Raw genomic sequence first — 25,715 nt, forward strand, 5'->3', positions numbered from 1 at the left:
AGGAGGGATTCCTATGGCGAAGAAAATGCCAGAGATCGGGGAATACAAATACGGGTTTTCGGATCGCGACGTGTCCATTTTCCGTTCAGCACGCGGGTTGACAAAAGAGATTGTCGAAGAAATCTCGCGCATGAAAGATGAACCGCAGTGGATGCTCGATTTCCGTTTAAAGTCACTTGAACAATTTTATAAAATGCCGATGCCACAATGGGGCGGCGATCTTTCAGAGCTAAATTTTGATGACATCACGTACTACGTAAAAGCCTCTGAGAAGTCGGAGCGCTCTTGGGACGAGGTCCCAGAGGAAATCAAGAATACGTTTGATAAGCTTGGAATTCCAGAAGCTGAGCAAAAATATCTTGCCGGTGTGTCAGCGCAATATGAATCTGAAGTTGTCTACCACAACATGAAAGAGGATTTAGAAGACCTTGGGGTTGTGTTTAAAGATACGGATACAGCGCTGAAAGAAGACGAAGCGATTTTCAAGGAACACTTTGCGACGGTCATCCCGCCATCAGACAATAAATTTTCCGCGTTAAACTCAGCAGTATGGTCAGGTGGTTCTTTCATCTATGTACCTGAAGGTGTGAAAGTTGATACACCGCTGCAAGCGTATTTCCGAATTAACTCTGAGAATATGGGGCAGTTTGAGCGAACATTGATCATCGCCGACAAAGGCAGCTCTGTTCATTACGTAGAAGGGTGTACAGCACCTGTGTATACGACGAATTCTCTTCATAGTGCGGTCGTTGAGATCATTGTCAAGGATGACGCATATTGTCGTTATACAACCATCCAAAACTGGGCACCAAACGTCTTCAACCTGGTCACAAAGCGTGCGGTTGCTGAAAAAGGCGCGACAATGGAATGGGTCGATGGCAACATCGGTTCGAAACTGACGATGAAATATCCAGCGGTTATTATGAAAGGCGAAGGCGCACGTGGGACAGTCCTTTCGATTGCGATTGCCGGTAAAGGGCAGCACCAAGATGCAGGCGCAAAAGTATCGCATTTGGCACCAAACTGTTCGTCAACAATTATTTCAAAATCAATCTCAAAACAAGGTGGAAAAGTAACTTATCGCGGGATTTGCCACTTTGGTCGGAAATCAGACGGTTCGAAGTCAAAAATTGAGTGTGACACACTCATTATGGATAACGAGTCAACGTCGGATACGATTCCGTACAACGAGATTTTAAACAACAACATTACGCTTGAGCACGAAGCAACGGTATCAAAAGTATCAGAAGATCAACTGTTTTACTTGATGAGCCGTGGCTTGTCGGAAGAAGAAGCAACAGAAATGATCGTCATGGGCTTCATCGAGCCATTCACAAAAGAATTGCCAATGGAGTACGCAGTGGAAATGAACCGCCTCATTAAATTTGAAATGGAAGGCTCAATTGGTTAAAGGGGATAGAAGCGGTGTCAAGTAATCTTGGCGCTGCTTCCCTGTAACCTTTAATGAATGATCATTCATTCATTAAAGCGTTTTTTGGTAGCGTTATCATATTGCGGTTGGAAGGAGATTATTATAATGAGAAAAACGAGACTAAAAATGAAGCAATTACAATTGAAAAAAAAAATAAGACAGCACAGTGCGATTGAGGAAGATATGAGACAAGAGATTGCCTCAGCAAAAGAAGGAGCAAAAAAAACATCGATAAAAGTCGGAAAACGTGATAATATGAACTAAAATGATCGCAGCGTTATCATATACACACGCTGTAAAGGAGAGTGACAATAATGAAATTGATCGTGAAACTTTTCATAGGTATGTTAGTCGGAGTTGGGATTGGGTTAATAGGTGTGGATTTCTTGACGAGACTGGCAGTAACGGTCAAGTTACTATTCGGTCAATTTCTTGGTTTTGTCATACCATTTATTATTTTATTTTTCATTACTTCAGGTGTAGCAAGTTTAGGTAAGTCGCAAGGGAAAATGGTTGGAGTAACAGTGGGGACAGCATATGTGTCGACTTTACTGGCGGGGACGCTGGCGTTTTTCGTTGCAAAATTCATCATGCCGATGGTCGCAACGGAATCGACCGCTATTACAGAGGGAGCTACGTTTCAGCCATTTATTGAAATAGAAATCCTGCCTCTTATGGGTGTTATTACAGCAGTGGCTATGGCATTTTTATTTGGTATTGGCATAGCGAAAACGAAAAGTGCGACGATGAAATCCTTTTTTGATGAAGGGAAAGAGATCATTGAACGTTGCATCATGAAAATATTAATTCCGTTTTTACCTATATATATTGCGGGTATTTTTGCCGAATTGACTGCGGCAGGGAAAGTGTATGAAACGTTGTCGATTTTCGGGCTCGTATTGCTTGTCGTCGTGGCAACACATTGGTTGTGGTTGTGTGTGCAATTTACAACCGCTGGTTTCATTGCAGGTCAATCACCGTTACGTACGTTGAAGACGATGTTGCCTGCATATTTCACTGGAGTTGGGACGATGAGTAGCGCAGCAACAATCCCAGTAACACTGAATCAAGTGAAGAAGAACCGTGTGAAAGAGGAAGTGGCAGATTTCGCAGTGCCGCTATGTGCGACCATTCATCTTTCAGGTAGTATGATTACAATTGTCATTACATCGATGGCTGTCATGACGGTGCTAAGTGATCTCTCTGTGCCATCGTTTGGCGCAATGCTTTCAGTCATTGTCATGTTAGGTGTTGTGATGATTGCAGCTCCTGGTGTCCCAGGTGGTGCGATTGTGGCGGCGCTCGGTGTATTAACGTCAATGCTCGGTTTCTCCGAGGCGGCAATTGGGTTGATGATGGCACTCTATATGGCGCAAGATAGTTTTGGAACAGCAACAAATGTAACTGGGGATGGCGCCATCACAATGATTGTGGATAAGGTGAATAAGTAAGGCAGAGAGACGATGTGTAAAACGCCTCACGAAGTTTTTATAGACTTTGTGAGGCGTTTTTATATGGTAAGCACTTCATCGGTCTGTAGCCGACTTATTCCACGTTTGCTTTTCGGTGCGCGAGCCTACTAGAGGCAGCCGCGGCAATGGCTCCTACAATATCATCAAGAAAAGTATGACACTGACCAGAAGACTTGCTATTTAACTGTTTCAAGATACCAGGTTTTTCTTTATCAATGTATCCATAGTTTGTAAAACCAATAGAACCATACACATTTACAATTGCAAAGGCAATAATTTCATCCACACCGTATAGCCCCTCATCTTGTTCAAGCATCTGTTGCAATGGTTTTTCTAATACGCCTTTCTCTGTTAACACATCTAGTTGAATACCTGTGAGGATAGCGTTTTGTACTTCACGCTTTGCCAAAACGCGGTCAACATTTTCTAAACACATGTCCATTGTCAAGTTTGGGTGATACTTTTTTTGTAAAAAATAAACGAGTTCTGCGATGTCTTCAAGCTTGACGCCACGTTCATCTAGCCAAGTCCGTGCTTTTTGTTCAACTGCATCGTAAGTCATGAATTTCCTCCTCAAGTGCATTTTTCTTTTAGTCTACGGTAGAAACATACATTTTATGCGAATGGGTCATCATACACTAATCATAACAGGTTTGTGCGGGGAGGGACAATCATTGCTAGAACGTAATGTTTATGACTTCTATAAATTGTACTGTGAAGACCGTTTTTACGTAGGTGATTATGAAGGTTTTACGGCAAATGATCAGCCGTACTTGCTCATGCCTAAGGAAGAGTGTATTTGTGAAGAAAGTGATATGGTCAGATTTTCAACGTATATGTATCAAGCAGGCGATCCGTCTGTGTTAACGTTACATCCAACACGAACAGAACAATTGTCTGCACTTGTGGATGGTCAAGATGTGTATTTGTTTCCATTGCCAAATGTTGACGGGGGTGGATGGCGTGGCACAAAGATCCAATCAGTGGCTGATCTAGGACGTGAGTTGCGAGGCTGGCATTTGCGTGGACAACAAGGAGTAAGTCACTTCCAAGACCTTGCAGTGAACGATTGGCCAGCGTTATGGGAGAAGCGCTTAGAACAACTAGAAGAATGGTATGTTACTGTATTTTCAAGAGGACCACAAACGGAGATTGATGAATTATTTTTATATACGTATCCTTATTTCATGGGGCTTGCTGAAAATGCCATTCAATTTGCTGTGGATGCGCAGTTAGATTTATATAGATCTCCTTTAGATGCTGGTACAATTAGTCATTATCGTTTTAACGATCGGACATGGTTGTATATGTCTGAACGTGGAGATGTCATTAAACCGCCAACATCTTTTTTATTTGACCATCCAGCACGAGATTTGGCAGAGTGGATTCGTAGTACAAGGAAAGACGACCCACAGTCGTATACAGTTGCACCAATATTTACTTTTTTGAATGGGTATGAAGAACAGCAACCATTGACACCCTTCACATGGCATTTGCTCTACGCGCGCTTATTATTTCCGTTACATTATTTTGAGATTATTGAGGATTATTACCGTGCACAAGTACCAGAAGAGCGGGGAGGCATTGCCGACGATTTCAAAATATTGTTGGACACAGAAAAGGGAAATGAACAGCTACTTGCAGAATTGGCTGAGGAGGCACGTGTGAAGCAGAGAAGTACGTTGCCGAAGTTAGACTGGTTGCCTAGGAGATAGGTGTATATTTGCTTGTTTACGTGCATAGTGAGAAGAGTATGTTGTTGGGGGGGTTATGATGAAAACAAAGATGATTAAAATGTGGATTGTATGCGGACTATATATGGTATTGATGGGCATTGTAGCAATTTATTATGCCATGGATGGCAGTGGTGACAAAGTGCTCATCGCTTTATCTGGGGTCATCAGCGGATTAATGCCACCATTACTTGGATGGCTAGCGAGGTTTTATCTCCCTTTATGGCTAGTGATTTTTTATCTTGCATTCGTGTTTGGTTCACAATATCTCGGACCCATTATGGAATGGTACGACTTGATCGGTTGGTGGGATAAATGGCTTCACTTCATGAGTGGGGTTTTATTGCCTATTGTGGCTTTCTATCTGTACAAATACTTTACGCACCGTTCGGGTGGCGTGAGGATAGCACCTTTCTTTGTATGTTTGTTTGTACTCTCTTTTGGTGCTCTTGGTGCAGTCGTATGGGAAGTTTTTGAATTTGTTTGCGATGAATGGTTTGACATGACATTGCAAGACGATAACTTTGATACAATGGTGGATTTAATTTTTAATATGTTTGGTAGCTTGATCATTGCTGTCTGGGTGTGGGTAAAACTACGGTGCGAGCGGTAAAGATGAGAAAAAGCGCGCTTTCTTAGAGCAGAAGCGCGCTTTAAATATATGTGTTTAAAAAACTTGTTCGATCTCAATAATGCCCGGAACTTCTTCAAGTAGTGCCCGTTCAATACCTGCTTTTAGTGTGATCGTTGAGCTCGGACAAGATCCGCATGCGCCAAGCAGTCGTACTTTTACAATGCCGTCCTCTACATCTACAAGTTCTACGTCTCCGCCATCACGAAGCAAAAATGGACGAAGTTTATCAAGGACTTCTTGGACTTGTTCGATGACATCTGCACCGGTGGTCATTGGACATCTCTCCTTTCTTATCTCCTTCCATTATAATCGCCCAGCGCAAAAAAATCCATGCAGAAGACTTGTAAGCGTAATAGTTGCACTTACTCACTTAGGTCGTGTACGCTAAGTGGAGGAAAGGTGTGAGCCATATGAAGAGAATCTCTGTGACGGTTTACGGTGCCAATCGCCCTTGTCCTGGCTGTGTACAGATGCCGTCATCGCAAGAGACAAAGACGTGGTTAGAGGCGGCCCTCTGGAGAAAGTTTCCTGAACTACCGCTTGTTTTCCGCTATGTTGATATTGACAGTCCTAGCACGGATGAAGATCAGATGTGGGCAATGAAGATTTTAAACGATGAGTATATATATCCACTCGTTGTGTTAAATGGCGACGTAGTTGCGGAAGGGAACCCAAGTTTGAAAGTGATTACGGAAAAAATAGCGGCCCTTTCGCTGTGAGATGGATCAACCAGAATGATATTTGTACATCCAAAGCACGCCACTTTTTAATAAGCGTGGGACACGCCCTGTGAGTGGACGATCGCCCATCATACCAAATCCGTGCTTTTTGCCAAGTGAACCGAGTACGCCTTTTAGTTTAATTTGTGGCATCTTTTCCGGTAATGTGTCGTCCTTCCATTGAAGCTTTAAAATGGTGACGATTTGTTCTGCTTGTCCTTCAGCAAGCTGTGCGCTTGGGGCATAAGGTAAGCTTGCACAGTCGCCGACAACAAAGACATCAGGATGACCCGGTATGAAATGCTGTGGGGTTAAGATGACACGGCCAGATCGATCTTTTTCTACATCGAGGGCACGAACGATCTCAACTGGTTGTACGCCAGCTGTCCAAATGACGGCATCGGTTTCAATGCGTTCATTGTGATTATAAATGGCACCTGGTTCGACTTTTGTAATGTTGGCATTGTTTTTCACATCGACGCCGTGTTCAATAAACCAACTTTGTACATATTCACTTAGTTTTTTAGGAAACACAGACAAAATCGATTCACCACGATCAAAAAGACGAATCGTTAAATCAGGGCGGCTTTCGCGCAGTTCGCTCGCCAATTCTACCCCACTTAGTCCGCCACCAACGATGGAAACCGTCCCTTCTGGTCGGACGTTACTTAGTAATTCATACGTTTTACGGGTCGCACCCATCGTTTGAATGCTATGAGCATAAAGATCAGCACCTTGAACGCCATGGAAATTATCCGTGCAGCCAAGCCCTATAACGAGTTTGTCGAACGAGATTTGTTCCCCCTTTTCAACCGTTACGATGTGATCAGCAAGAGAAATATTTGTGACCGTTGCATATTTCACAGTGAGACGGTCGTCTTTTGGGAGAGGCACACGTAAATGTTGATCTGTAGCGGTTCCGGCGGCGAGCGCATAGTATTCGGTTTTTAAGCAGTGATAAGGTAATTGATCGATTAAAGTAATTTCCCAATCCTTAGGCAGGTCATTGGGCAGCAGGCGTTGTAAAATGCGCATGCCTCCGTAGCCAGCACCGAGAACGACGAGTTTTTTCATGAAAAAGTCTCCTTTTATGTAAAATTGCCCTTAAGGTGATGAGGAAAAGTGATGTCAATAGCATGTGTAAATGTATAGGAAAATCGCATGTTTTTATAAGAGCGCTTTCTGATAAAGGGAATTACCCTAGTCAGTTTTGATTATACCGATTTCATAACCGTTCCACAACCATTTTCGAACGTTTTGTTACGGAAACATTTGCTTGGTGATTGGGGAGGACGACAAAGATTGACTTTAGACGACAGACAGCGTAGCATAATTTTTGAGGTGAAAGAAAGATGAGACCAATTATAGAGTTTTGTGTCAGTAATTTGGCAAGTGGGTCCCATGATGCAATGGAAATGCTAGAACGTGACCCAAATCTTGATATTATTGAGTATGGTTGTCTGAATCATTGTGGCACATGTGCGTGTGATTATTTTGCACTTGTAAATGGTGATTATGTGTCAGGTGAGACGCCAGAAGAACTTGTCAAAAATATTTATCAACATATTGAAGAGAATCCACTTTTTTAAAGGGGGATTTTAGAGAATATGAAAAAAGCAGGGTTCACCCTGCTTTTTTCACTTGAGGAGCCAATCAAAATGGATTGACTTTACCAGAAGAGTTATGTTGGAAGTTGACGCGTAGACATTAGGGATTTATTTTCATATTCATTGGGTGTCTTCCATTTTTAAATGACAAAAGCGTGTAACATTGGCGGATTTGATTATAAAAGATGTAAGCCATAATCTCGATACAGATATAGTAGATGTAGAAGATTGGCTCAAGCATAGACCGCTTCTATTTGTAATCGCGGTTTATGAACAAGCGCGTGATCAATGGGAAATTTAAATAAACGAACTCTTATCTGAGAGAAGATTAGGCTTATGTAGTTGATCGTGTTACGACAGACCAACTGATAGTGTAATTCCTATAATGAAGAATGTAATAGTGAGTATAATCCCTATCCCGATCATGATTGCATACAACAGTAACGTTGCTTTGAATAAGTTGGCTTTGTTCGGGTTAACGTTGTCACCGAAAGCCCAGACAAAGAGAAGAATAATATTTGCAATTGGAATCATCATTAACAATGATGTGATTATCCAATCCTTGACAGTCATTACCGGCGCATGCTCTCCGTTTACTGGGGGGGTTTGCTGTGGTGCAGAATGCATAGACAAAAGTAAAACCTCCTTTTTAAATAAAAATAAATTAAAGCGTTTCCACAAATACTATTATAGCAATAAACACCATATTCTTCAACATTTCGCCATTGTTTCAAATAGAGAGTAGATTTGAACCGCTATATTGTTTATAATTTGGGAGCAAGGTTGTTCAATAGAATTAAAGGAATGAATGACAAAATAAATGATGTAGGTAGTATATGTGAAGCTTGAATCATATTAAAATAAGGAGTCGATGATGTTGACCGTCTTGCCATTCAGCCATACGTGGCCTTATGAAATCTGTGGAAAAGACATTTACGTGTCTGCTTGTCCCTACTGTAAGCAAGAGCAGGTACTGACACAAATTGGTCCACGTCATTTAGAAAGAATGAAGGAACAAAAGAAAGTGGAATGGGTCATGCCGTGTTGTCATGCCGTTTTTACGATTTTAGAAGCAGATGACGATTATTTTTGGGCGGACGAGCCGCTACGGGGGTGAAGGAAAGATGAAGTTTACAAAAATGCATGGACTTGGTAACAGCTATATTTACGTCAACACATTTGAAGAGGCATTATTAGAGGAATCTCTCCGTACACTCGCGATCAAGTTATCAAACCCGAATACAGGCATTGGCAGTGATGGACTCATTTTAATAGGACCGTCTGAGCGTGCGGACGTGCGGATGCGTGTTTTTAATCTTGATGGGTCAGAAGCGAAAAACTGTGGCAATGGCTTGCGCTGTGTGGCGAAGTATAGTTTTGAACATGGGCTGGTGTCAGAGGAAAGATTTTGTATAGAGACACTGGGTGGAATTGTCTCGGTGACTGTTCATCTCGATGAGGCTCGCATTGTAGAAACAGTGACGGTTAACATGGGTGCGCCTGTGCTTGCGCGCGATGCGATCCCAATGATTGGTGAGGGGGAAGAACGTGTGGTGAATGAGACGTTTGTGGTTGCTGGAGAGACAGTGGCGATGACAGCTGTCTCGATGGGAAATCCGCATGCGGTGTTGTTCGTGCCAGATGTGGAGGTGGCACCTGTCGCAACACTTGGGCAAGCACTCTCTATGGATGTGCGCTTTCCGGACGGGGTCAATGTTGAATTTGTGGAAGTGGTGTCGTCAAATGAATATCGTTTTCGTGTTTGGGAACGGGGTTCTGGGATGACAGAAGCGTGTGGCACGGGCGCATGTGCCGCAGTGGTGGCAGGTGTGTTGAACGGCCATACAAAGCAGGGAGAGCAGGTATGTGTGCACTTACCAGGCGGAGATCTCATGATTACGTGGGCGGTAGATGGGACGGTTCAGATGCAAGGACCAGCAACGTATATTTGCACGGGGACAGTGTTTTTGTAAGGGGCATGACAAAAACACCGCTCAGGCGGTGTTTTTGTAGTTACTCATATTTCTTAATAACGTTATAGAACGTGTCGCGTTCAACGGGGGTTTTGCCAGCACTCTTGATCATATGAATCAATTCTTTCCGGGTGATCCCCATTGACGTCAGTGCGCCGACCGAGTGCGAGATGCGTTCTTCAATCAATGTGCCATGAATGTCACTTGAACCGAATGTGAGCGCCATTTGTGTCAGTTGCACACCAATGTTAATCCAGTACGCTTTAATGTGATCAAAGTTATCAAGCATCAAGCGGGCAATGGCAATCGTACGCATGTCATCGTAAGCCGATGTGCGACGGTTGAGGCCGGCTTTCACATTTTTCGGTTGCATCGCGAGTGGAATAAACACCATAAAACCATTCGTGCGGTCTTGTAATTCGCGTACGCGCGCCATATGAATGAGCCGCTCTTCTTTTGTTTCAACTGAACCGTATAACATCGTCGAATGCGTCCGTAATCCGAGGTTGTGCGCTGTTTCATGTGCTTCAAGCCACTGATCTGTGGATGCTTTGTCAGGACTCATGATTGCGCGATAACGTTCGGTTAAGATTTCTGCCCCGCCCCCAGTCAATGTAGACAAGCCAGCATCCATGAGCGTTTGGATGACTTCTTTCATTGAAATGCCTGCTAAACGAGAAAAGAATTCAATTTCAGCACCGGTGTAAGCTTTGACGGTCACATGCGGATAATGCTTTTTCAATATTTTAACGGTATTAACGTAGTAATCAAAGCCAACTTCATGATTGTGTCCGCCCACAATGTGGAATTCGCGGATGTTATCATTCCAACGATCAGAGACATATTTTAATAACGCTTCCTCATCCATCGTGTAGGCGCCTTCTTCACCAGGCTTGCGTTTAAAGCCACAGAAACTACAATTTGCTTCGCATACATTGGTTGGATTGATATATAAGTTTTCAATAAAATAGACGTTTTGTCCATTTTTACGTTCATTTACAATGTTGGCGAGTTGAGCCACACCAAGTAAATCTGGTGTTTCATATAAGGTTAAACCGTCGGCAATCGTCAGACGCTCACCGGCGAGAACTTTGTCTTTAATGTCTGTTAGTGCTGTATCTGCCAGTAGTACACTCATATTCGGCAGTCCCCTTCCTCCTCCAAGATTCCATCTGTCTATATGACAATACTCCCGATCCATTATACTACAAAATTGTGGCGAAAAGAAGGGAATTGTCTAAAACACTTCCTTTATCCTTGTCGATCGCAAAGCTTGAGTGACTGGACGAAAGTCGTTTATACTGGAAGGAGAATGAATTGATGGAGGTGTAAAGAATGATTACCATTACAGAAAGTGCGCTTGGGCATATTCAAGCGATGAAGGAAGACGAAGGAAATGAACAATTGATGCTCCGTATCGGCGTGAAAGGCGGGGGCTGTTCCGGACTTTCATATAGCATGGGTTTTGATGAGACGCGTAACGAAGAAGATACGTATATGGAAATAGATGGGCTTGGCGTCTTGGTCGATAAAGAAAGTACACCGATTGTGAATGGCCTTGTTATTGATTATAAGCAAAACATGATGGGCGGCGGGTTTACAATTGATAACCCGAATGCGATTGCCAATTGCGGTTGTGGCTCATCTTTTCGGACGGCGACGAACGAGGGAACGCCGGAAGAGTGTTGAGGGAGCACCTTGTCCAGTTGTGGGCAAGGTGTTTTTTGTGAGACAGACGGGCAGACAGGTGTGATACTAGAGGAAATACGAGCGCTAAAAACAGCTCTTAAATTAAAGTGAACAACGGTCACATATGTTGTAAAGAAACCGGTCAATAAACAAGCGCACCAGCGAAGGTGCGCTTTTCCTACATCACTTCGAGAAAAATCCTCTCAAAGCAAATCCAATATTTTGCGGTCGTTCAGCAAGACGGCGCATGAAATAACCGAACCAGTCCGTACCAAATGGCACATACACACGCACTTTGTATCCTTCAGCAACAAGTTCTTTTTGTAAGGATGTGCGGAAGCCGTAGAGCATTTGAAACTCAAACTGGGTGCGTGGAATATTGTTTTCCTCCGCATATGCCTTCACTTTTTCAATAATATTGTGGTCGTGACTCGCGATTGCAGTGTAACTACCATTGTCTAAATGAATACGAATGATGTTCATATAGTTATCATCAATGACCGCTTTGTCTTGGAATGCGACCTCATCGGATTCTTTATAGGCGCCTTTAACGAGGCGAAGCGGAATTCCTTTTAAGTTTTTCACGTCGTCTTCCGCACGGTGTAAATACGCTTGAATGACGGTGCCGACGTTATCAAATTCTTCCCGAAGAATGGTTAAAATATTTAACGTTTGGACGCAGTGGCTATAGTCTTCCATATCAATGCGCACAAAAATATTATATTGCTTCGCGACCGCGCAAATACGGCGCATATTATCAATGCAAAATGCTTCGTCAATGTCGAGCCCAAGTTGGGTCATTTTTAAAGATAAGTTGCACTTTGCTTGTGATTCGTGGATCGCCTCAAGGATATGAATGCACGCCTCTGTTGACGCAAGTGCTTCTTCTTTATCAAAGACAAATTCACCGAGGTGATCTAGCGTGCAATGGAGGCCTTGTTCATTCAACTTGAGGACATTGTTCATCGCTGCATCAATTGTTTGTCCAGCGACAACTTGAGCGGCGCCAAACTTTAAGCCCCATTTTTTGGCGGCTTTATTTAACATTTTATTTTTAGCTAAAAACATAAAGAATGAGCGGAGTGGTTTTTCTAACACCATCGGTAATTCCCCCTAAAAAATAACAAGATAAGAATGATTTTCTTTTCTCTATGCAATCAGCGTGCCAAATGAAGTCGGTGCACAATGCTCGCTTTTTTGATCATCCTTGTATAAAATATACATATATGAATACAAAAGTGTCTAAAAGTGTATAGGAGGAATAAGATGAAGGTACGCTTAAAGGAGATTGCGGTGCCTTATACAGGTGATGTACCGCCGGGAGCGGTTAGACGGTCAGGCAATACATTTCTTGTGGAACTCGGATGTGAGCCTTCTTTTCCGACTCATATCTATGTAGAAAATGAGTTAGGTGAAGTGACTGGACATGTGTCGCCAGAAAACCTCATTCAAGCATTGTCTACGATGCTTGGGCAATACGAGACATTTTATGAAACATTGCTAGCAACGATGGATGATGCCGTGACGGTTGTGGACGAGCATGGACATGTGCTGGCATTGAACGAAAAAATGGCGTCACTTTATCAGTTGCAGCGTGCCGAAGTGGAAGGGAAGCCGCTAGACCACTTTTTTGACCAAGAAGCACTCATGTTACAGACGGTCATGCGTGATAAAAAGCCGGTACGTCATGCGTATAATCAGCCGAAGCCGGATGTGCATGTGATTGTTAGCACTGTCCCGGTTTTTATTGGAGATCAGTGTATTGGTGGGATGTCAATTGAGCGTGACATTACCGACGTGGTCCGTTTGAATGATGAACTGTCACATGCTGCTGCTTCTTTGCATGATTTATCACAAGCAGATCTTGGTGAGCATCCTTTTTCACGGGTGATTGGTCATAGTGAAAAATTACAACAAGCGATTACACTTGCGACAAAAGTTGCCAAGACCGATGCGAACGTGTTAATTACCGGTGAAAGTGGCGTTGGGAAAGAACTATTTGCAGAAGGCATTCATCAAGCAAGTCCGCGCAAGGAAGCGCCGTTTGTCGCCATCAACTGCGGAGCGATTCCGACAGCATTATTTGAGAGTGAGTTGTTTGGTTATGTGCAAGGTGCGTTTACTGGTGCAGTGAAAGGTGGCAAACAAGGGAAGTTTGCTGCAGCTAAAGGCGGGACGTTATTTTTAGATGAGATTGGCGAAATGCCTCTTGAGCTGCAAGTGAAGTTGCTTCGAGTTCTGCAAGAGCGCGCGTATTACCCTGTTGGCGGTAACGAAGCGGTGCCGCTTGATGTGCGCATTATTGCTGCGACCAATAGGTCACTTGAGCAAATGATTCAGGAAGGGCGTTTTCGTGAAGATCTTTATTACCGCTTGCACGTCATTTCGATTCATATCCCACCGCTCAGGGAGCGACTAGAAGACTTGCCAGCGCTAATCCAGTGTATTTTAAAAGAGTTCGCCTTAAAGTACGATAAAGAATTGCCGCGCCTAGATCCGGAAGTTATGTACACATTGTCGAAACAAAAATGGGAAGGGAATGTTCGGCAGTTGCGTAATTTATTAGAGCGAGTTGTGATTTTAAATGGCGACACCGATGAACCGGTGCGTCTGCATGATTTGCCAGAAACGTTTCAACGACAACTACACTCGACACCACAGCCAGCGCCTGTAGTAGACGAGCAGAGTAGAATTGCTGAAGCATTGCAAACAACATTCGGCAATAAAACAGCCGCCGCAAAACTACTCGGCATCTCCCGCGCGACATTGTATAACAAAATGAAACAATGGGATTTAGAGTGACAGCATATAGCGCTTGAAATTGATCGACATTGATTGAACACATATGTATAATTAGACAATAATGTCTAAACAAATAGACACGCTCAATCTTCATGAGCGTGTCTATTTTGTAATCATATTTCTGACCTTCTGGCCTCACGGAACTAATACATTTCAGAGACTGTTTTTGCTTGCATGTGTAAAACAAGGTAGTCAGGGCCACCCGCTTTAGAGTCTGTACCAGACATCTTGAAGCCGCCAAATGGGTGATAGCCAACAATTGCCCCTGTACAGTTACGGTTGAAATACAAGTTACCGACGTGGAAATCTTGTTTTGCTTGCTCGATTTTCGCCCGGTTCTTTGTGATCACTGCACCTGTTAAGCCGTACTCGGTATTGTTAGCAATCTCGAGCGCTTCGTCATAGCTCGCCGCTTTACTAATCGCGAGCACGGGCCCAAAGATTTCTTCTTGCATAATTCGTGCTGTTGGATCAACATCAGCGAATACGGTTGGCCGGATAAAGAAGCCCGTGGCATTATCGCTGTCTCCACCAGCAACGAGGCGGCCTTCTTGTTTGCCAGTCTCGATGTAGCTTGTGATTTTATCAAACGCGGCTTGGTCAATGACTGGTCCCATATAGTGATTGTCTGCTTCGGCTGGGTTGCCCATTGTCAAGGCATTTGTTTTCTCAATAACTTTTTCAACGACTTCATCATACACATCTGCATGAATGACTGCACGTGAGCCAGCTGAACATTTTTGTCCAGAGAAACCGAAAGCTGAAATGACAATCGATTCCGCCGCCAGTTCAAGATCTGCTTCATTATCAACAACAACTGTGTCTTTGCCACCCATTTCAACGATGACACGCTTCAAGTGGTTTTGCTCACGTTGGACAATCGCTGCCCGTTCGTAAATGCGTGTCCCGACGTCACGAGAACCAGTGAATGTGATTAGCGCTGTTTTTGGATGATCAACTAAGAAGTCACCAACCTCACTACCGCTACCAGGGACGAAGTTGACAACGCCTTTCGGTAGGCCAGCTTCTTCAAGCACTTCTACAAACTTAGCTGCGACAACTGGTGTGGTGCTCGCTGGTTTTAAGACAACCGTGTTTCCAGTTACAATTGGTGCAACTGTTGTTCCGGCCATGATCGCAAATGCGAAGTTCCATGGTGAGATAACGACCGTCACGCCTGTCGGAGTATAGATGTAGCGATTAAATTCACCTTCACGGCTATGGACTGGTTTGCCGTCCGCAAGTTCAATCATTTGACGGGCATAATACTCGAGGAAGTCGATTCCTTCTGCTGTATCTGCATCCGCTTCTTTCCACGGCTTCCCGGCTTCTTTTACGAGCATTGCGGAAAATTCGTGTTTGCGGCGACGAATGATCGCGGCTGCGCGGAATAAAATGTTCGCGCGTTCTTTCGGATCGACTTTGCGCCATGATTCAAACGCGGTGCTGGCAGCTTCAATCGCTTGTTCAGCATGATCTTGTGTTGCCTTACCAGTCGTTCCGATTAATTCAGCTTTGTTTGCTGGATTATAAGAAGAGATTTTTTTATCTGTATCGATGCGCTCTCCATTAATGATAAGTGGGTAATGACCACCGAGGGTTGATTCCACTTCTTTTACTGCGGCAAGTAATGCTTGCTTATTTTCTTCTACTGTAAAGTCAGTAAATGGTTCATGTTTGTAAGATGTTGTCATGAAAATGCCTCCTTCAAAAATCGAGTCATGAAATTAGATGCAAAATGCATGCCAAGTGTAGAGGTGGCTTTGTAAAGGTAAATAAAGGTATATTTAAAAATGATTTGCAAAAATGTTATAAAGCGTTTACACTAAAGTTGTATGCTAGTCATCATGATGAACATAGGAGTGATTATAAATGAAGAAGAAACAAGTCGGCGCCTTAGTGTGTCTTTTAGCTATGTTTGCAGTACCGAACGTTGCACAGGCTGAAGAGACGACGGTGACCATTTTCCACACGAATGATATGCACGGTCGCGCGTTTGAAGGAGAGTTTGACGGTTTCGGTTTTGCAAAACTAGCAACGTTGTTAAAGGAACAACGGGACGAGCACTCCCTGTTGCTAGATGCTGGAGATACGCTTCACGGCACAACTTTTGCAACGCTTGAGCGTGGTACACCAGTTATGAAAGCGTTAAATGCACTGGAATACGATGCGATGGTCGCTGGAAATCACGATTTCAACTACGGCATGGATCGTTTACTTGAATTAAAAGAAGAAGCGAACTTCCCGATATTAGGTGCCAATGTGCACGATAAAACAGGTGACGCACTGCTTGACCCATACACAGTGAAAGATGTAAACGGTATAACGGTTGGTATATTCGGTTTATCGACACCAGAAACAGCATTTAAAACGAACCCAAACAATGTAAAAGATGTTACATTTGCAGATCCGTCTGAAACAGCAGAAGAAATGGTGACGCTGTTACAAGAGAAAGGCGCAGATGTCATTATTGCTGTTGCTCACCTCGGGATAGATGGTTCAAGCACTTACACGAGTGAAAAAGTCGCGTCCGACGTTGAAGGCATTGACGTCATTATTGATGGTCATAGTCATTCAGAGCTAAAAGAAGGTATGAAAGCCGACAATGACACACTCATTGCAAGTGCTGGTGAGTATGTACAAAACCTTGGTGTCGTTGAATTGAAGTTTGATGACAAGAAATTGGTTGAGAAAAGCGCACGCTTAATTCCCCGTGAAGAAGGCGAGAAAGTCGAGCCAGATAAAGAGGTGGCTGCGTTATTAGATGAGATTGAAAGTGCGCAAGCAGAGATCTTATCTGAAGTGGTTGGTAAAACTGCGGTTGAATTAGACGGTGAGCGTGAATCTGTTCGTGTGAAAGAAACAAACCTTGGAAACTGGGTTGCGGATGTATTGCTTGAAACGACAGGTGCGGATGTTGCCTTAACCAACGGTGGAGGGTTACGCGCGTCGATTGCAGCAGGGGAAATTACAAAAGGTGACCTCGTCTCTGTTTCCCCATTTGGTAACTTTGGTGTGACAAAAGAAGTGACAGGAGAACAACTTGTAGCTGCGTTAGAAAATGGTGTGAAAGGTTATCCAGAGCCAAGTGGTGGCTTCCCACATGTAAGTGGCATGACATTCCAATTTGATCCTGAGCAAAAACCAGGTGAGCGTGTTCATAGCGTTGAAATTGCTGGTAAACCAGTTGATTTAGCGAAAAAATATGTGTTAGCAACAAATGACTTTATCGGCGCTGGTGGTGATGAGTATGACATGCTCGTTGATGCAAAGATTGTGAGTCAGTACAATGCACTTGATGAATTGCTGATTGCTTACTTGCAAGAAAAAGGTGAGATTTCTCCAAAAGTGGAAGAGCGTAGCAAAGTTGCGGCGATGACGGAAGAGGCAGTAGACAAGCAAGAAGCGGATGACAAGAAGGGCTCAGAGAAAGACAAAGAAGATAAGAAAGAAGCACCGGCAGGTACGTATGTCGTTCAATCTGGAGACACGTTGTTTGCGATTGGGATGAAGTACAATGTGCTTTGGACAACACTTCATGCCCTCAATCCCGACATTAAAAACCCAGATTTAATTTATCCAGGTGATACGTTAGTATTGCCAAAAGCATCGTAAAAAGAAGGGAATAAATAAGTGGTGCCTCTCCATTGGGGCAGCGCTTATTTTTTTTTATAAAATGAATACTTAACTTTACATAATGTATGGTATGATTTACAATGTAGCCATGGATTATGATGTTGAAGAAGGTGTTGGTAGTGATTGAAAATCGAGTGCGATTATTGCGAGCAGAAAAGCGGATGACGCAAGAGAAATTGGCAGTGGCAGTACATGTGACAAGACAGACAATTGTTGCGCTAGAAAAAGGTAGCTATTCACCGTCCTTGTTGCTCGCAATAAGAATTGCACGTCAATTTGGCTTGTCAGTGGAAGAGGTATTCACATTGAGAGAGGATGAATAAGATGAAATGGTGGATGATGATCACGTTTCATATTGTGACGGTAATACTTGCAGGATGGACATTTGCTACTTTCTACGAAGTGGCTCAACAGTTAGCAGAAGTGATTCGTCTACAACCTGATCATTGGGAAGTGACAATCAACGGAGTGCCTTTTATGTTATTTTTGTTGTATGCGGTCGTGATATCATTTGTGTTAACGCGAATGAAGCGGCAAATGGGTGTCTCGTTAAAGGCCATTCTATTATTGCCGCCGGAATTTTATGAGACAGACGAACGAGAACAAAAGATCACCACGGCGGCGTGTCGTGCTGCTTATGTGAGCATGTATATTGCAATCCCGTTTCTAGTTGTGTTGTTGTTCATATATCCTTTTGTTGAAACCATCATTCCTGCATACCCTATTTTCATTGTCCTTAGTTTATCCGTTGTGCAAATCTTATCGTACGGGTTTGTTTGGCGAAAAAAATACATTGTGTAAGCCGACATGGTTGTTCACAGCAATCTTTAAGTGACTCAAGAATGATAAGGATAGAATGGTTTAAACTACTGAAGAAAGAACGAGATAAAAGGAGTTGAAAGATGAAACGACGGACAAAAATATGGCTGTGGGTAGTCGCAATTACGTTTACACTCGTGCTAGCAGCCTTGTTTACAGCAAGTTGGTATATGTACAATATGGCGGTTGCTCGTGAAGCAAAGCACGTACAAGTGTATGCAGGTGATATGGATTCTCCAGACGATGATGATGAGGTTGAAGCACGAAAAACATTTGAGGAAATGCTAGCGATGTTTGAACAAGGTAGACAGTGGCTACGCAAGCAGCCCACAGAAGAAATGGAGCAACAGTCTTTTGACGGTTTAGTCTTGCGGGCAAGTTACTTGCAAAATGAAGTCGATACTGGGAAAGTGGCTGTATTGTTACATGGGTATCGTGGCGACCGGGAAGAGATGGGCCTGCTTGCGCAAATGTATTTGGAACAAGGGTATGATGTCTTTTTGCCGGATGCGCGAGGACATGGACAGAGTGAAGGCGATTACGTTGGTTTCGGTTGGCATGAACGTTTGGACCAGTCAACATGGATTCAGCAGCTAATTGCCGAAAAGGGAGCAGCGCAAATTGTCATACATGGCCAGTCAATGGGGGCGGCAACAGCACTCATGACCGCCGGTGAAGATTTACCTGACCAAGTAAAAGCGGTCATTGCTGATAGTGCGTACACATCTGTAAAAGAAGAATTGGCACATCAAATGCAAGAACTATTTCATGTCCCCCGCTTCCCGTTGCTTGATTTGAGTAGTATGATGACGTATTTCCGTGCGGGATACACATTTGGTGAAGCGTCAACGATTGCCCAAGTCGAAAAAGACACCCCGCCTCTCTTTCTCATTCATGGTGATCAAGATGTGTTAGTACCAACAGAAATGGCTAAAGAGCTGTATGAAGCTGCCAATGGACGGGCAGAGTTATGGGTTGTGCCTGGTGCCAATCATGTCGGATCGATGTTTGCTGCCCCGGATGCGTATCATGAAAACGTATGGGCGTTTCTTAGTCAGCATGTAGAAATGTGAATATCAATCATTTTTAAAGGAACCCATTGACGCGTCTGTAAAATTTAGTACAATATAGATAGGTTCAATTAGCACTCTCGATGTTAGAGTGCTAATTGTAATGAACAAGATCGAGGGGAGCGTTTTATTGATGGAAAAGAAACAGTTTCAAGCAGAATCAAAGAGACTACTAGAAATGATGGTTAACTCCATTTACACCCAAAAGGAGATTTTCCTGCGGGAACTCATTTCAAATGCAAGTGATGCGATTGACAAAATGTATTATCGCTCACTAACGGATGAGGCACTTGAATTTGATCAAGATCATTATGCGGTTTATATTCGAGCCGATAAAGAAAACCGCGAACTTGTGATTGAAGATACTGGGGTCGGCATGACGAAAGCGGAGTTGGAAGAAAACCTGGGCACGATTGCAAAAAGTGGTTCATTGGCATTTAAGAAAGAAACTGAGTTAAAAGATGGCCACGATATTATCGGTCAATTTGGTGTTGGTTTTTATGCGGCCTTTATGGTTGCCGATGAAGTGACGGTCATTAGTCGCTCTGTCGACAGCGAAGAAGCGTACAAATGGCATTCAAACGGTACGGACGGTTATACGATTGCGCCGACAGAAAAAGATACAGTTGGAACGATTGTAACATTGAAACTGAAAGAAAATACAGAGGAAGAATCCTACGATGAGTTCCTTGAAGAGTACCGCTTAAAAGCAATTATTAAAAAATACTCCGACTTCATTCGCTATCCAATTAAAATGGATGTTACGATGAGCAAGCCGAAAGAAGGGGACGAAGAAGGTTACACGGAGTACACGGAAGAACAAACGATTAACAGCATGGTGCCAATTTGGCGTAAAAATAAAAGTGAGTTAACAGATGACGATTATACACAGTTTTATCAAGATCAGCGGTATGGTTTTGATCAACCATTGACACATGTGCATGTCAGTGTGGATGGTGCGGTTCGTTATAATGCCATTTTATTCATTCCGGAAAACACGCCGTTTGATTTTTACACGAAAGAATATGAAAAAGGACTTCAGTTGTATGCAAATGGTGTCTTAATTATGGAGAAGTGCGGTGATCTCCTCCCAGACTACTTCAGCTTTGTGAAAGGCATGGTCGATTCCGAAGACTTGTCGTTAAACATTTCCCGTGAGATGTTGCAACATGATCGTCAGTTAAAACTGATTGCGAAAAATATTAAAGCGAAAATCAAAAGCCAGTTGAAGACGATGTTGAAAAAAGATCGTGAAAAATACGAGACGTTCTATAAATCTTTTGGGCGCCAGCTAAAGTTCGGTGTGTATAGCGATTTCGGGGCGAATAAAGAGGACTTGCAAGACTTGCTCTTGTTCTACTCTTCAACGGAGAAGAAGCTCGTTTCACTTGCGGACTATGTGTCGCGTATGAAAGAAGACCAGAAGCAAATTTATTATGCGACAGGTGAATCTTACGAGCGAATCGAGAAGTTGCCACAAACAGAAATGGTCGCAGACAAAGGCTATGAAATTCTTTACTTTACCGAAGATGTAGACGAATTTGCGATTAAGACGCTACGCACATACGAAGAAAAAGAGTTTGCCTCTGTTTCTAGTGCGGACTTAAAGATTGATGAGGATGAGAAGGAAGCGCAAACAGATAACGACGATCACAGCGAACTATTTGCGAAGATGAAAGAATTCCTTGCAGGTAAAGTGAAGGACGTACGTGCATCGAAGCGGTTAAAAACACACCCAGTTTTCTTAGCAGCAGAAGGTGAGATCACGATTGAGATGGAAAAAGTGTTGCAAGCGCAAGCGATGCCAGAAAACCAGCAAGTGAAGGCCGAAAAAGTGTTGGAATTAAACCCGAACCATGAAGTATTCGCGGCGTTACAAAAAGCGTTTGAAGAAGGTGAAGATAAGTTAGCCCTCTATACAAACTTACTGTACAGCCAAGCATTGTTGATGGAAGGTTTACCGTTAGAGGATCCAGTTGAGTTTACACGCGATATGTGTAAAGTGATGGCATAAAATACGTGACAGCGTCGTCTGCTTTCAAGCAGGCGGCGCTGCTTTTTTTTGTTAAATGGGATTAAATAAGTGAGAGGCTAAACGAGGTTGGTGGCTTGTTTACGTAAGATGAAGATCTGCTCGTCATGATCAATGATTTTTTCTCTAGCGAATTCGGTGTGTTTCTTTGATTCCCACGCGTCAGCTTTTAAATGTTGGATATCTTGTTCAGTATGATCACTGCGGGTATTGACATGAATTTTAAACGTTTGCAGGTCATCTTTAAGCGCTTGTATATCATGCTCGACACGATCAAAGCGTTCATCTGTCCGTTTTTCCATGTGTTCGAATCGCTTGTCAGTGTGCGCTTGCATTTCTTGAAAGGCGACCATAACTTGTTTGGAATGGACATCCATTTCTTTCTTTATTTCTTGTTTGAATGCGACCATGATTTGTTTGGAATGGACATCCATTTCTTTCTTTATTTCTTGTTTGAATGCGACCATGATTTGTTTGGAATGGACATCCATTTCTTTCTTTATTTCTTGTTTGAATGCAACCATGATTTGTTTAGATTGCGCATCCATTGCCTGTTTCAATTCCTGACTCAATTCCTGTTTCAATTCTTGCTTCAATTCCTGCTTCAGCTCTTGTTTGAATTCCTGTTTAAATTCGCGTAGCAGTGCGCGAAATTCATCGTGTGTCATTTAGACTCACCCCCTCTTTCAATAGCTTACGATAAACTTTGCCCCGTGTAAAGAGTATATCGTAAACAAATGCGGAACAAAAAAGGATCTCTCCTCATTTTCTCGAATATGGATGATAAGCGTTTGATAGATAATATGAAGTTGAAAAGAGGGATTTCCATGGCCAATAAGACGATGGTTGAATTGTTTTCAGATCGTTTTCATCAATGTCCGTATGCCCGCTATAAAGAGGTAAGAGCAGAAACAAGTTTTGCGAAGACCAAGTTGCCTTATGGTGACGAAGTATGGATGGCGTATACGTATGAGGCAGTGGAGAAAGTATTGAAAGAAGAGCGTTTTAGCAAAAATGCGCATGCTGTTTTTGATAATGCCGATGAATATGGGACCGTATTAATGGGAAATAGTATGCTATTTGTCGATCCTCCAGATCATCGGCGCTTACGGATGCTCGTGCAAAAAGCATTCACCCCACGTGCGATTGCGAACTTACGCCCATGGATTGAAGTGATTGCCAGGGAGTTGGCTGATCAGATGAAAGGTAAGCAAGAAGTTGATTTAATTGAGGCGTATGCCTTTCCGTTACCTATCATTGTGATTTGTGAATTGCTCGGTGTGCCTGCCGCTGACCGTGATCGCTTCCAAGTGTGGTCACATGCACTTGTTGATCTTGAAGAAGATACATCAGGTGAGCAAAAGATGATGGCGTTGTTGGAGGAGTTCCGTGAATATTTAGTTGCGCTTATTACGCAGAGACGTGACAATCCGCGCGAGGATATGGTTTCTGAACTCATTCGTGCAGAAGAAGAAGGCGATCGCTTGTCAATAGAGGAACTCATTGGTGTCATCATGTTACTCATTGTTGCCGGACATGAAACGACGGTCAATTTAATCGGTAATAATGTACACGCATTATTGACGCATCGGCAAGAATGGGAGAGGTTACAACAAGACCCGGCGCGTGTGCCAGCCGCATTAGAAGAGCTGTTACGCTATAATGGTCCGGTTGAATTTAGCACTGAGAGGTGGGCCAAAGAATCGTTTACATTTATGGGGCAGCAAATTGAAAAAGGGGATATGGTCATTGCCTCGCTCGCTTCGGCAGCTCATGATGAGAAGAGGATAACGACACCAGATACACTTGATCTGACGCGGGAGAAAAGTCCACACTTAGCATTTGGATCGGGTATTCATTACTGTCTTGGTGCGCCCCTTGCGCGACTCGAAGGCGAGATCGCTCTGACAATGTTATTAGAGCGGTTCCCAAATATGCAACTGGCGGTTGACCCAGCGGCATTATCATGGCGGAAAAGTTTGGTCATCCGTGGGTTACACAAGCTGCCGGTTGTACTAGCAAAATGAAACCATGCGCGTTCCCTTGTTTAGGTGACGCGCATGGTTTTTATTTTTGGTTAGCCTGCTTGCCCTTGTTGCAGTTCATACATATGGGCATACGTCCCGCCCGCACGTAGCAACGATTCATGCGTGCCGTGTTCAATGATTTGTCCTTTATCGAGGACAATAATTTGATTGGCATCTTGAATAGTAGATAGGCGATGGGCGATCACAAACGTCGTCCGGTTTTGCTTTAATGATGTAATCCCGGTTTGAATCAAACGTTCTGTTTCCGTGTCAATGCTTGATGTTGCTTCATCTAGCACTAGAATTGCTGGATCGGCAAGTAAGGCACGGGCAAAGCTAATAATTTGCCGTTGGCCACTGGAGAGTGTACTCCCTTTTTCGGTGACAACACTATCTAGTTCGTCTTTCATATTAGGAAAAACATTTTCTCCACCAACGAGACGGAGCGCTGTTTCGATTTCTTCTCTTGTTGCGTCCGGTTTTCCATAAGCAATGTTGGAAGCAATCGTGCCAGAAAATAAATACGGCTCTTGTAAAACGATGCCCATATGGGCCCGCAGCGCTTGCGGTGAAATCGTGTTTGTGTTAACGCCGTCAATGTTAATCGTTCCAGACTGGGGATCATAGAAACGGAATAATAGGTTCATAATGGAACTTTTGCCGCTACCAGTATGTCCGACAAGTGCGACTGTCTCACCAGGTTGGACAGTGAAAGTCAAATCTTTTAACACATACTCTTCTTCGTCATAAGAGAAAGAGACATCGTCGAAAGTCACAAGTCCTGTTGGACGGGAAATGGTCTCATCATCAACGTCGGTACCTGTCTCATCCATTAATTCAAACACGCGTGTGCCTGAGGCGCGCGCTTCTTCTAATGTTGTCAGTTGCATGACCATTTGTGAGACCGGCGCAAATAAACGATTAATGTAGTCAACAAAAGCGTATAACACTCCGAGGGTGAGGAGGCCCCCGGTGCCACCGCTTATATACCAAATCAGTGCAACGAAAACGATGTTTTTTAACAAATCCGAGAGACTGAAGGCAGTCAGCGTGTTTAATGTCAGTAATTTCTTTTGCAGATGATAATGTGCGAGATTATCTTTCTCAAACACCGACATGCGTGCCTGCTCTTGATTAAATGCTTGAATAATATTCATGTTATGAATGGATTCATTCATATTTGCATTAATGTCGGCGTTTTTGGCCCGAATGGCGCGATTGAATTTACTCGCATATTTGCGGTACAGTTTGAACCAGATGAATAAGATTGGCAACAGCGCAAGCGTGATGAGTGCTAGACGGACATCAAGGAGAAACAGGGCGATGTAAATGCCGAAAATATAAATGGTACTGGAGAAAAAGGTTGCCAGCACGGTCGTGTACAGTTGTCTAATTGCTTCGGTATCGTTTGTAATTCGGGCAACAATCTTTCCAGCCGGTTGATGATCAAAAAACCGGACCGGTACACGTGAGAGGTGCGCAAAAACATCATTTCGCATCCGTAAAATAATTAAGTTCGCTGCTTTACGTAAATAGTAGTTTTGCCCGTATTTGAAAAAAGAAGCGACAACGATGATGCCAAGGAACCATAGAATTAAGGTCATAATTGGACCAATTTCTGGCTCATAAAAGGCGACGACATCAGTGGTTGATAATTGGATAGCAGGTGATTCATGTAGACCATCTGCATTTTCAATCCGTAGCGTGCCATTTTCAAACGAGCGTTCACCTTCTGTTGGTAACGGCTGGTCTGTAAAGAAAAACCGCGTCCCAATTTGCATAATTTGGACAGGACTATTTGTATGATCTGCTGGATCGAGGTAGGCTGCCCGTGTATAGTAGGTTCCGTTGTAAGCGACAGCATGTTCCCCTTTATCTGTTTCGTACCATGGTTGTTCAATGCCGGATATATGGTCATCAATAATTTTCTTCGCTATGAATGGTCCTGTGAGCTCGGCGGCAACGGCAATGGAAAGCATCACTAGCGCAAAAATAATGGTGCCTTTACATTTTAAAGCGTAGGATAATAATCGTTTTTCTGTACTCATTTTTGGTTTCCTCCTTTCGCGG

The 25,715-nt window shown here is 43.3% G+C and carries 25 protein-coding genes and 1 pseudogene; 17 read left to right on the forward strand and 9 right to left on the reverse strand.

All coding sequences use genetic code 11. The features are described from left to right. The first annotated feature begins 13 nt into the window (after nucleotides 1–13). The 3 genes from sufB (at nucleotide 14) to NSQ26_RS00735 (ending at nucleotide 2,883) form a co-directional block, all read left to right on the forward strand. Complete coding sequence (sufB, locus tag NSQ26_RS00725; protein WP_090775152.1) at nucleotides 14–1,411, forward strand: Fe-S cluster assembly protein SufB; 1,398 nt, start codon at nucleotides 14–16, stop codon at nucleotides 1,409–1,411. A 126-nt stretch (nucleotides 1,412–1,537) separates the two neighbouring features. Continuing rightward, entirely contained in the window at nucleotides 1,538–1,696 is a 159-nt protein-coding gene (locus NSQ26_RS00730) for a hypothetical protein (RefSeq protein ID WP_176763805.1), read from the forward strand. 50 nt (nucleotides 1,697–1,746) lie between these two features. After that, the gene (locus NSQ26_RS00735) at nucleotides 1,747–2,883 is read left to right on the forward strand and encodes a dicarboxylate/amino acid:cation symporter (RefSeq protein WP_499718799.1); all 1,137 of its coding nucleotides are present in this window, start codon (nucleotides 1,747–1,749) and stop codon (nucleotides 2,881–2,883) included. Between the two features lie 94 nt (nucleotides 2,884–2,977). Here the strand turns inward: NSQ26_RS00735 and NSQ26_RS00740 are convergent, their stop codons facing one another. Further along, nucleotides 2,978–3,466, reverse strand: coding sequence for a phosphatidylglycerophosphatase A family protein (locus NSQ26_RS00740; protein ID WP_090775150.1), 489 nt, complete (start codon nucleotides 3,464–3,466; stop codon nucleotides 2,978–2,980). A 112-nt stretch (nucleotides 3,467–3,578) separates the two neighbouring features. Here NSQ26_RS00740 and yutH point away from each other — a divergent pair, with 112 nt between their 5' ends. Together yutH and NSQ26_RS00750 are read left to right on the forward strand one after the other, a co-directional pair. Next, a complete protein-coding gene (gene yutH, locus NSQ26_RS00745; protein ID WP_499718800.1) occupies nucleotides 3,579–4,619 on the forward strand; it encodes a spore coat putative kinase YutH in 1,041 nt (346 codons plus the stop codon). A 58-nt stretch (nucleotides 4,620–4,677) separates the two neighbouring features. Beyond that, nucleotides 4,678–5,250, forward strand: a complete 573-nt coding sequence (locus tag NSQ26_RS00750) for a DUF2238 domain-containing protein (protein ID WP_499718801.1) — start codon at nucleotides 4,678–4,680, stop codon at nucleotides 5,248–5,250. Nucleotides 5,251–5,304: 54 nt separating this feature from the next. Here NSQ26_RS00750 and NSQ26_RS00755 read toward each other — a convergent pair. After that, nucleotides 5,305–5,523 (reverse strand): annotated as a pseudogene (locus NSQ26_RS00755) (NifU family protein); the annotation flags it as partial. A 158-nt stretch (nucleotides 5,524–5,681) separates the two neighbouring features. On the opposite strand from NSQ26_RS00755, the gene NSQ26_RS00760 reads away from it, so the two are divergent. After that, on the forward strand, nucleotides 5,682–5,990 hold the full coding sequence (locus NSQ26_RS00760) for a DUF1462 family protein (RefSeq protein ID WP_090775146.1): 309 nt from the start codon (nucleotides 5,682–5,684) through the stop codon (nucleotides 5,988–5,990). 6 nt (nucleotides 5,991–5,996) lie between these two features. Here the strand turns inward: NSQ26_RS00760 and NSQ26_RS00765 are convergent, their stop codons facing one another. Further along, nucleotides 5,997–7,064 (reverse strand): NAD(P)/FAD-dependent oxidoreductase, encoded by a 1,068-nt coding sequence (locus NSQ26_RS00765; protein ID WP_499718802.1) that lies wholly within the window; start codon nucleotides 7,062–7,064, stop codon nucleotides 5,997–5,999. A gap of 278 nt (nucleotides 7,065–7,342) precedes the next feature. Between NSQ26_RS00765 and NSQ26_RS00770 the strand changes: the two genes are divergently transcribed. Next, complete coding sequence (locus NSQ26_RS00770; protein WP_499718803.1) at nucleotides 7,343–7,579, forward strand: YuzB family protein; 237 nt, start codon at nucleotides 7,343–7,345, stop codon at nucleotides 7,577–7,579. A 369-nt stretch (nucleotides 7,580–7,948) separates the two neighbouring features. Here the strand turns inward: NSQ26_RS00770 and NSQ26_RS00775 are convergent, their stop codons facing one another. Continuing rightward, nucleotides 7,949–8,224, reverse strand: coding sequence for a hypothetical protein (locus NSQ26_RS00775; RefSeq protein WP_499719947.1), 276 nt, complete (start codon nucleotides 8,222–8,224; stop codon nucleotides 7,949–7,951). A gap of 250 nt (nucleotides 8,225–8,474) precedes the next feature. Here NSQ26_RS00775 and NSQ26_RS00780 point away from each other — a divergent pair, with 250 nt between their 5' ends. Both NSQ26_RS00780 and dapF read left to right on the forward strand, forming a co-directional pair. After that, nucleotides 8,475–8,714, forward strand: coding sequence for a hypothetical protein (locus NSQ26_RS00780; protein WP_499718804.1), 240 nt, complete (start codon nucleotides 8,475–8,477; stop codon nucleotides 8,712–8,714). 7 nt (nucleotides 8,715–8,721) lie between these two features. Further along, nucleotides 8,722–9,570, forward strand: a complete 849-nt coding sequence (dapF, locus tag NSQ26_RS00785; RefSeq protein ID WP_499718805.1) for a diaminopimelate epimerase — start codon at nucleotides 8,722–8,724, stop codon at nucleotides 9,568–9,570. A gap of 40 nt (nucleotides 9,571–9,610) precedes the next feature. Here the strand turns inward: dapF and mqnE are convergent, their stop codons facing one another. Beyond that, the gene (gene mqnE, locus NSQ26_RS00790) at nucleotides 9,611–10,708 is read right to left on the reverse strand and encodes an aminofutalosine synthase MqnE (RefSeq protein ID WP_499718806.1); all 1,098 of its coding nucleotides are present in this window, start codon (nucleotides 10,706–10,708) and stop codon (nucleotides 9,611–9,613) included. 197 nt (nucleotides 10,709–10,905) lie between these two features. Between mqnE and NSQ26_RS00795 the strand changes: the two genes are divergently transcribed. Next, entirely contained in the window at nucleotides 10,906–11,259 is a 354-nt protein-coding gene (locus tag NSQ26_RS00795; protein WP_090775140.1) for a HesB/IscA family protein, read from the forward strand. Between the two features lie 183 nt (nucleotides 11,260–11,442). Here the strand turns inward: NSQ26_RS00795 and NSQ26_RS00800 are convergent, their stop codons facing one another. Then, the gene (locus NSQ26_RS00800) at nucleotides 11,443–12,360 is read right to left on the reverse strand and encodes a proline dehydrogenase family protein (protein ID WP_499718807.1); all 918 of its coding nucleotides are present in this window, start codon (nucleotides 12,358–12,360) and stop codon (nucleotides 11,443–11,445) included. A gap of 165 nt (nucleotides 12,361–12,525) precedes the next feature. On the opposite strand from NSQ26_RS00800, the gene NSQ26_RS00805 reads away from it, so the two are divergent. Then, the gene (locus NSQ26_RS00805; protein WP_499718808.1) at nucleotides 12,526–14,061 is read left to right on the forward strand and encodes a sigma-54 interaction domain-containing protein; all 1,536 of its coding nucleotides are present in this window, start codon (nucleotides 12,526–12,528) and stop codon (nucleotides 14,059–14,061) included. A gap of 143 nt (nucleotides 14,062–14,204) precedes the next feature. Here NSQ26_RS00805 and pruA read toward each other — a convergent pair whose 3' ends face one another. Beyond that, nucleotides 14,205–15,755: an L-glutamate gamma-semialdehyde dehydrogenase gene (gene pruA / locus NSQ26_RS00810; RefSeq protein WP_090776403.1), complete on the reverse strand. Its 1,551-nt coding sequence runs from the start codon at nucleotides 15,753–15,755 to the stop codon at nucleotides 14,205–14,207. Nucleotides 15,756–15,933: 178 nt separating this feature from the next. Between pruA and NSQ26_RS00815 the strand changes: the two genes are divergently transcribed. From NSQ26_RS00815 to htpG, 5 genes are all read left to right on the forward strand, one after another. Beyond that, a complete protein-coding gene (locus tag NSQ26_RS00815; protein ID WP_499718809.1) occupies nucleotides 15,934–17,676 on the forward strand; it encodes a 5'-nucleotidase C-terminal domain-containing protein in 1,743 nt (580 codons plus the stop codon). 140 nt (nucleotides 17,677–17,816) lie between these two features. Continuing rightward, nucleotides 17,817–18,020 carry a helix-turn-helix transcriptional regulator gene (locus tag NSQ26_RS00820; RefSeq protein ID WP_499718810.1) on the forward strand — a complete coding sequence of 68 codons (204 nt, stop codon included), beginning with the start codon at nucleotides 17,817–17,819 and terminating at the stop codon, nucleotides 18,018–18,020. A gap of 1 nt (nucleotide 18,021) precedes the next feature. Continuing rightward, nucleotides 18,022–18,498, forward strand: a complete 477-nt coding sequence (locus NSQ26_RS00825) for a hypothetical protein (RefSeq protein ID WP_499718811.1) — start codon at nucleotides 18,022–18,024, stop codon at nucleotides 18,496–18,498. Between the two features lie 101 nt (nucleotides 18,499–18,599). Continuing rightward, nucleotides 18,600–19,589, forward strand: a complete 990-nt coding sequence (locus NSQ26_RS00830; RefSeq protein WP_499718812.1) for an alpha/beta hydrolase — start codon at nucleotides 18,600–18,602, stop codon at nucleotides 19,587–19,589. Nucleotides 19,590–19,719: 130 nt separating this feature from the next. Beyond that, nucleotides 19,720–21,600, forward strand: a complete 1,881-nt coding sequence (gene htpG, locus NSQ26_RS00835) for a molecular chaperone HtpG (protein ID WP_499718813.1) — start codon at nucleotides 19,720–19,722, stop codon at nucleotides 21,598–21,600. Between the two features lie 77 nt (nucleotides 21,601–21,677). On the opposite strand, the gene NSQ26_RS00840 is transcribed toward htpG, so the two are convergent. Next, nucleotides 21,678–22,286, reverse strand: coding sequence for a hypothetical protein (locus NSQ26_RS00840; RefSeq protein WP_499718814.1), 609 nt, complete (start codon nucleotides 22,284–22,286; stop codon nucleotides 21,678–21,680). Between the two features lie 159 nt (nucleotides 22,287–22,445). Between NSQ26_RS00840 and NSQ26_RS00845 the strand changes: the two genes are divergently transcribed. Continuing rightward, nucleotides 22,446–23,645 carry a cytochrome P450 family protein gene (locus tag NSQ26_RS00845; RefSeq protein ID WP_499718815.1) on the forward strand — a complete coding sequence of 400 codons (1,200 nt, stop codon included), beginning with the start codon at nucleotides 22,446–22,448 and terminating at the stop codon, nucleotides 23,643–23,645. A gap of 50 nt (nucleotides 23,646–23,695) precedes the next feature. Here the strand turns inward: NSQ26_RS00845 and NSQ26_RS00850 are convergent, their stop codons facing one another. Then, nucleotides 23,696–25,693 (reverse strand): ABC transporter ATP-binding protein, encoded by a 1,998-nt coding sequence (locus NSQ26_RS00850; RefSeq protein ID WP_499718816.1) that lies wholly within the window; start codon nucleotides 25,691–25,693, stop codon nucleotides 23,696–23,698. Nucleotides 25,694–25,715: the final 22 nt, after the last annotated feature.

The sequence above is a fragment of the Bacillus sp. FSL W7-1360 genome (assembly GCF_038592975.1).
In the GTDB taxonomy this organism is placed as follows: domain Bacteria; phylum Bacillota; class Bacilli; order Bacillales; family Bacillaceae_D; genus Shouchella; species Shouchella lonarensis.

Coding starts and splice junctions, on each gene's coding strand:
- NSQ26_RS00845 (WP_499718815.1), top strand. CDS start 22,446: ATGGCCAATAAGACGATGGTTGAATTGTTTTCAGATCGTTTTCATCAA.
- NSQ26_RS00735 (WP_499718799.1), top strand. CDS start 1,747: ATGAAATTGATCGTGAAACTTTTCATAGGTATGTTAGTCGGAGTTGGG.
- NSQ26_RS00750 (WP_499718801.1), top strand. CDS start 4,678: ATGAAAACAAAGATGATTAAAATGTGGATTGTATGCGGACTATATATG.
- NSQ26_RS00770 (WP_499718803.1), top strand. CDS start 7,343: ATGAGACCAATTATAGAGTTTTGTGTCAGTAATTTGGCAAGTGGGTCC.
- NSQ26_RS00830 (WP_499718812.1), top strand. CDS start 18,600: ATGAAACGACGGACAAAAATATGGCTGTGGGTAGTCGCAATTACGTTT.
- NSQ26_RS00825 (WP_499718811.1), top strand. CDS start 18,022: ATGAAATGGTGGATGATGATCACGTTTCATATTGTGACGGTAATACTT.
- NSQ26_RS00815 (WP_499718809.1), top strand. CDS start 15,934: ATGAAGAAGAAACAAGTCGGCGCCTTAGTGTGTCTTTTAGCTATGTTT.
- dapF (WP_499718805.1), top strand. CDS start 8,722: ATGAAGTTTACAAAAATGCATGGACTTGGTAACAGCTATATTTACGTC.
- NSQ26_RS00775 (WP_499719947.1), bottom strand. CDS start 8,224: ATGCATTCTGCACCACAGCAAACCCCCCCAGTAAACGGAGAGCATGCG.
- NSQ26_RS00795 (WP_090775140.1), top strand. CDS start 10,906: ATGATTACCATTACAGAAAGTGCGCTTGGGCATATTCAAGCGATGAAG.
- NSQ26_RS00805 (WP_499718808.1), top strand. CDS start 12,526: ATGAAGGTACGCTTAAAGGAGATTGCGGTGCCTTATACAGGTGATGTA.
- NSQ26_RS00760 (WP_090775146.1), top strand. CDS start 5,682: ATGAAGAGAATCTCTGTGACGGTTTACGGTGCCAATCGCCCTTGTCCT.
- mqnE (WP_499718806.1), bottom strand. CDS start 10,708: ATGAGTGTACTACTGGCAGATACAGCACTAACAGACATTAAAGACAAA.
- sufB (WP_090775152.1), top strand. CDS start 14: ATGGCGAAGAAAATGCCAGAGATCGGGGAATACAAATACGGGTTTTCG.
- NSQ26_RS00850 (WP_499718816.1), bottom strand. CDS start 25,693: ATGAGTACAGAAAAACGATTATTATCCTACGCTTTAAAATGTAAAGGC.
- NSQ26_RS00740 (WP_090775150.1), bottom strand. CDS start 3,466: ATGACTTACGATGCAGTTGAACAAAAAGCACGGACTTGGCTAGATGAA.
- NSQ26_RS00800 (WP_499718807.1), bottom strand. CDS start 12,360: ATGGTGTTAGAAAAACCACTCCGCTCATTCTTTATGTTTTTAGCTAAA.
- NSQ26_RS00840 (WP_499718814.1), bottom strand. CDS start 22,286: ATGACACACGATGAATTTCGCGCACTGCTACGCGAATTTAAACAGGAA.
- NSQ26_RS00730 (WP_176763805.1), top strand. CDS start 1,538: ATGAGAAAAACGAGACTAAAAATGAAGCAATTACAATTGAAAAAAAAA.
- htpG (WP_499718813.1), top strand. CDS start 19,720: ATGGAAAAGAAACAGTTTCAAGCAGAATCAAAGAGACTACTAGAAATG.
- pruA (WP_090776403.1), bottom strand. CDS start 15,755: ATGACAACATCTTACAAACATGAACCATTTACTGACTTTACAGTAGAA.
- NSQ26_RS00765 (WP_499718802.1), bottom strand. CDS start 7,064: ATGAAAAAACTCGTCGTTCTCGGTGCTGGCTACGGAGGCATGCGCATT.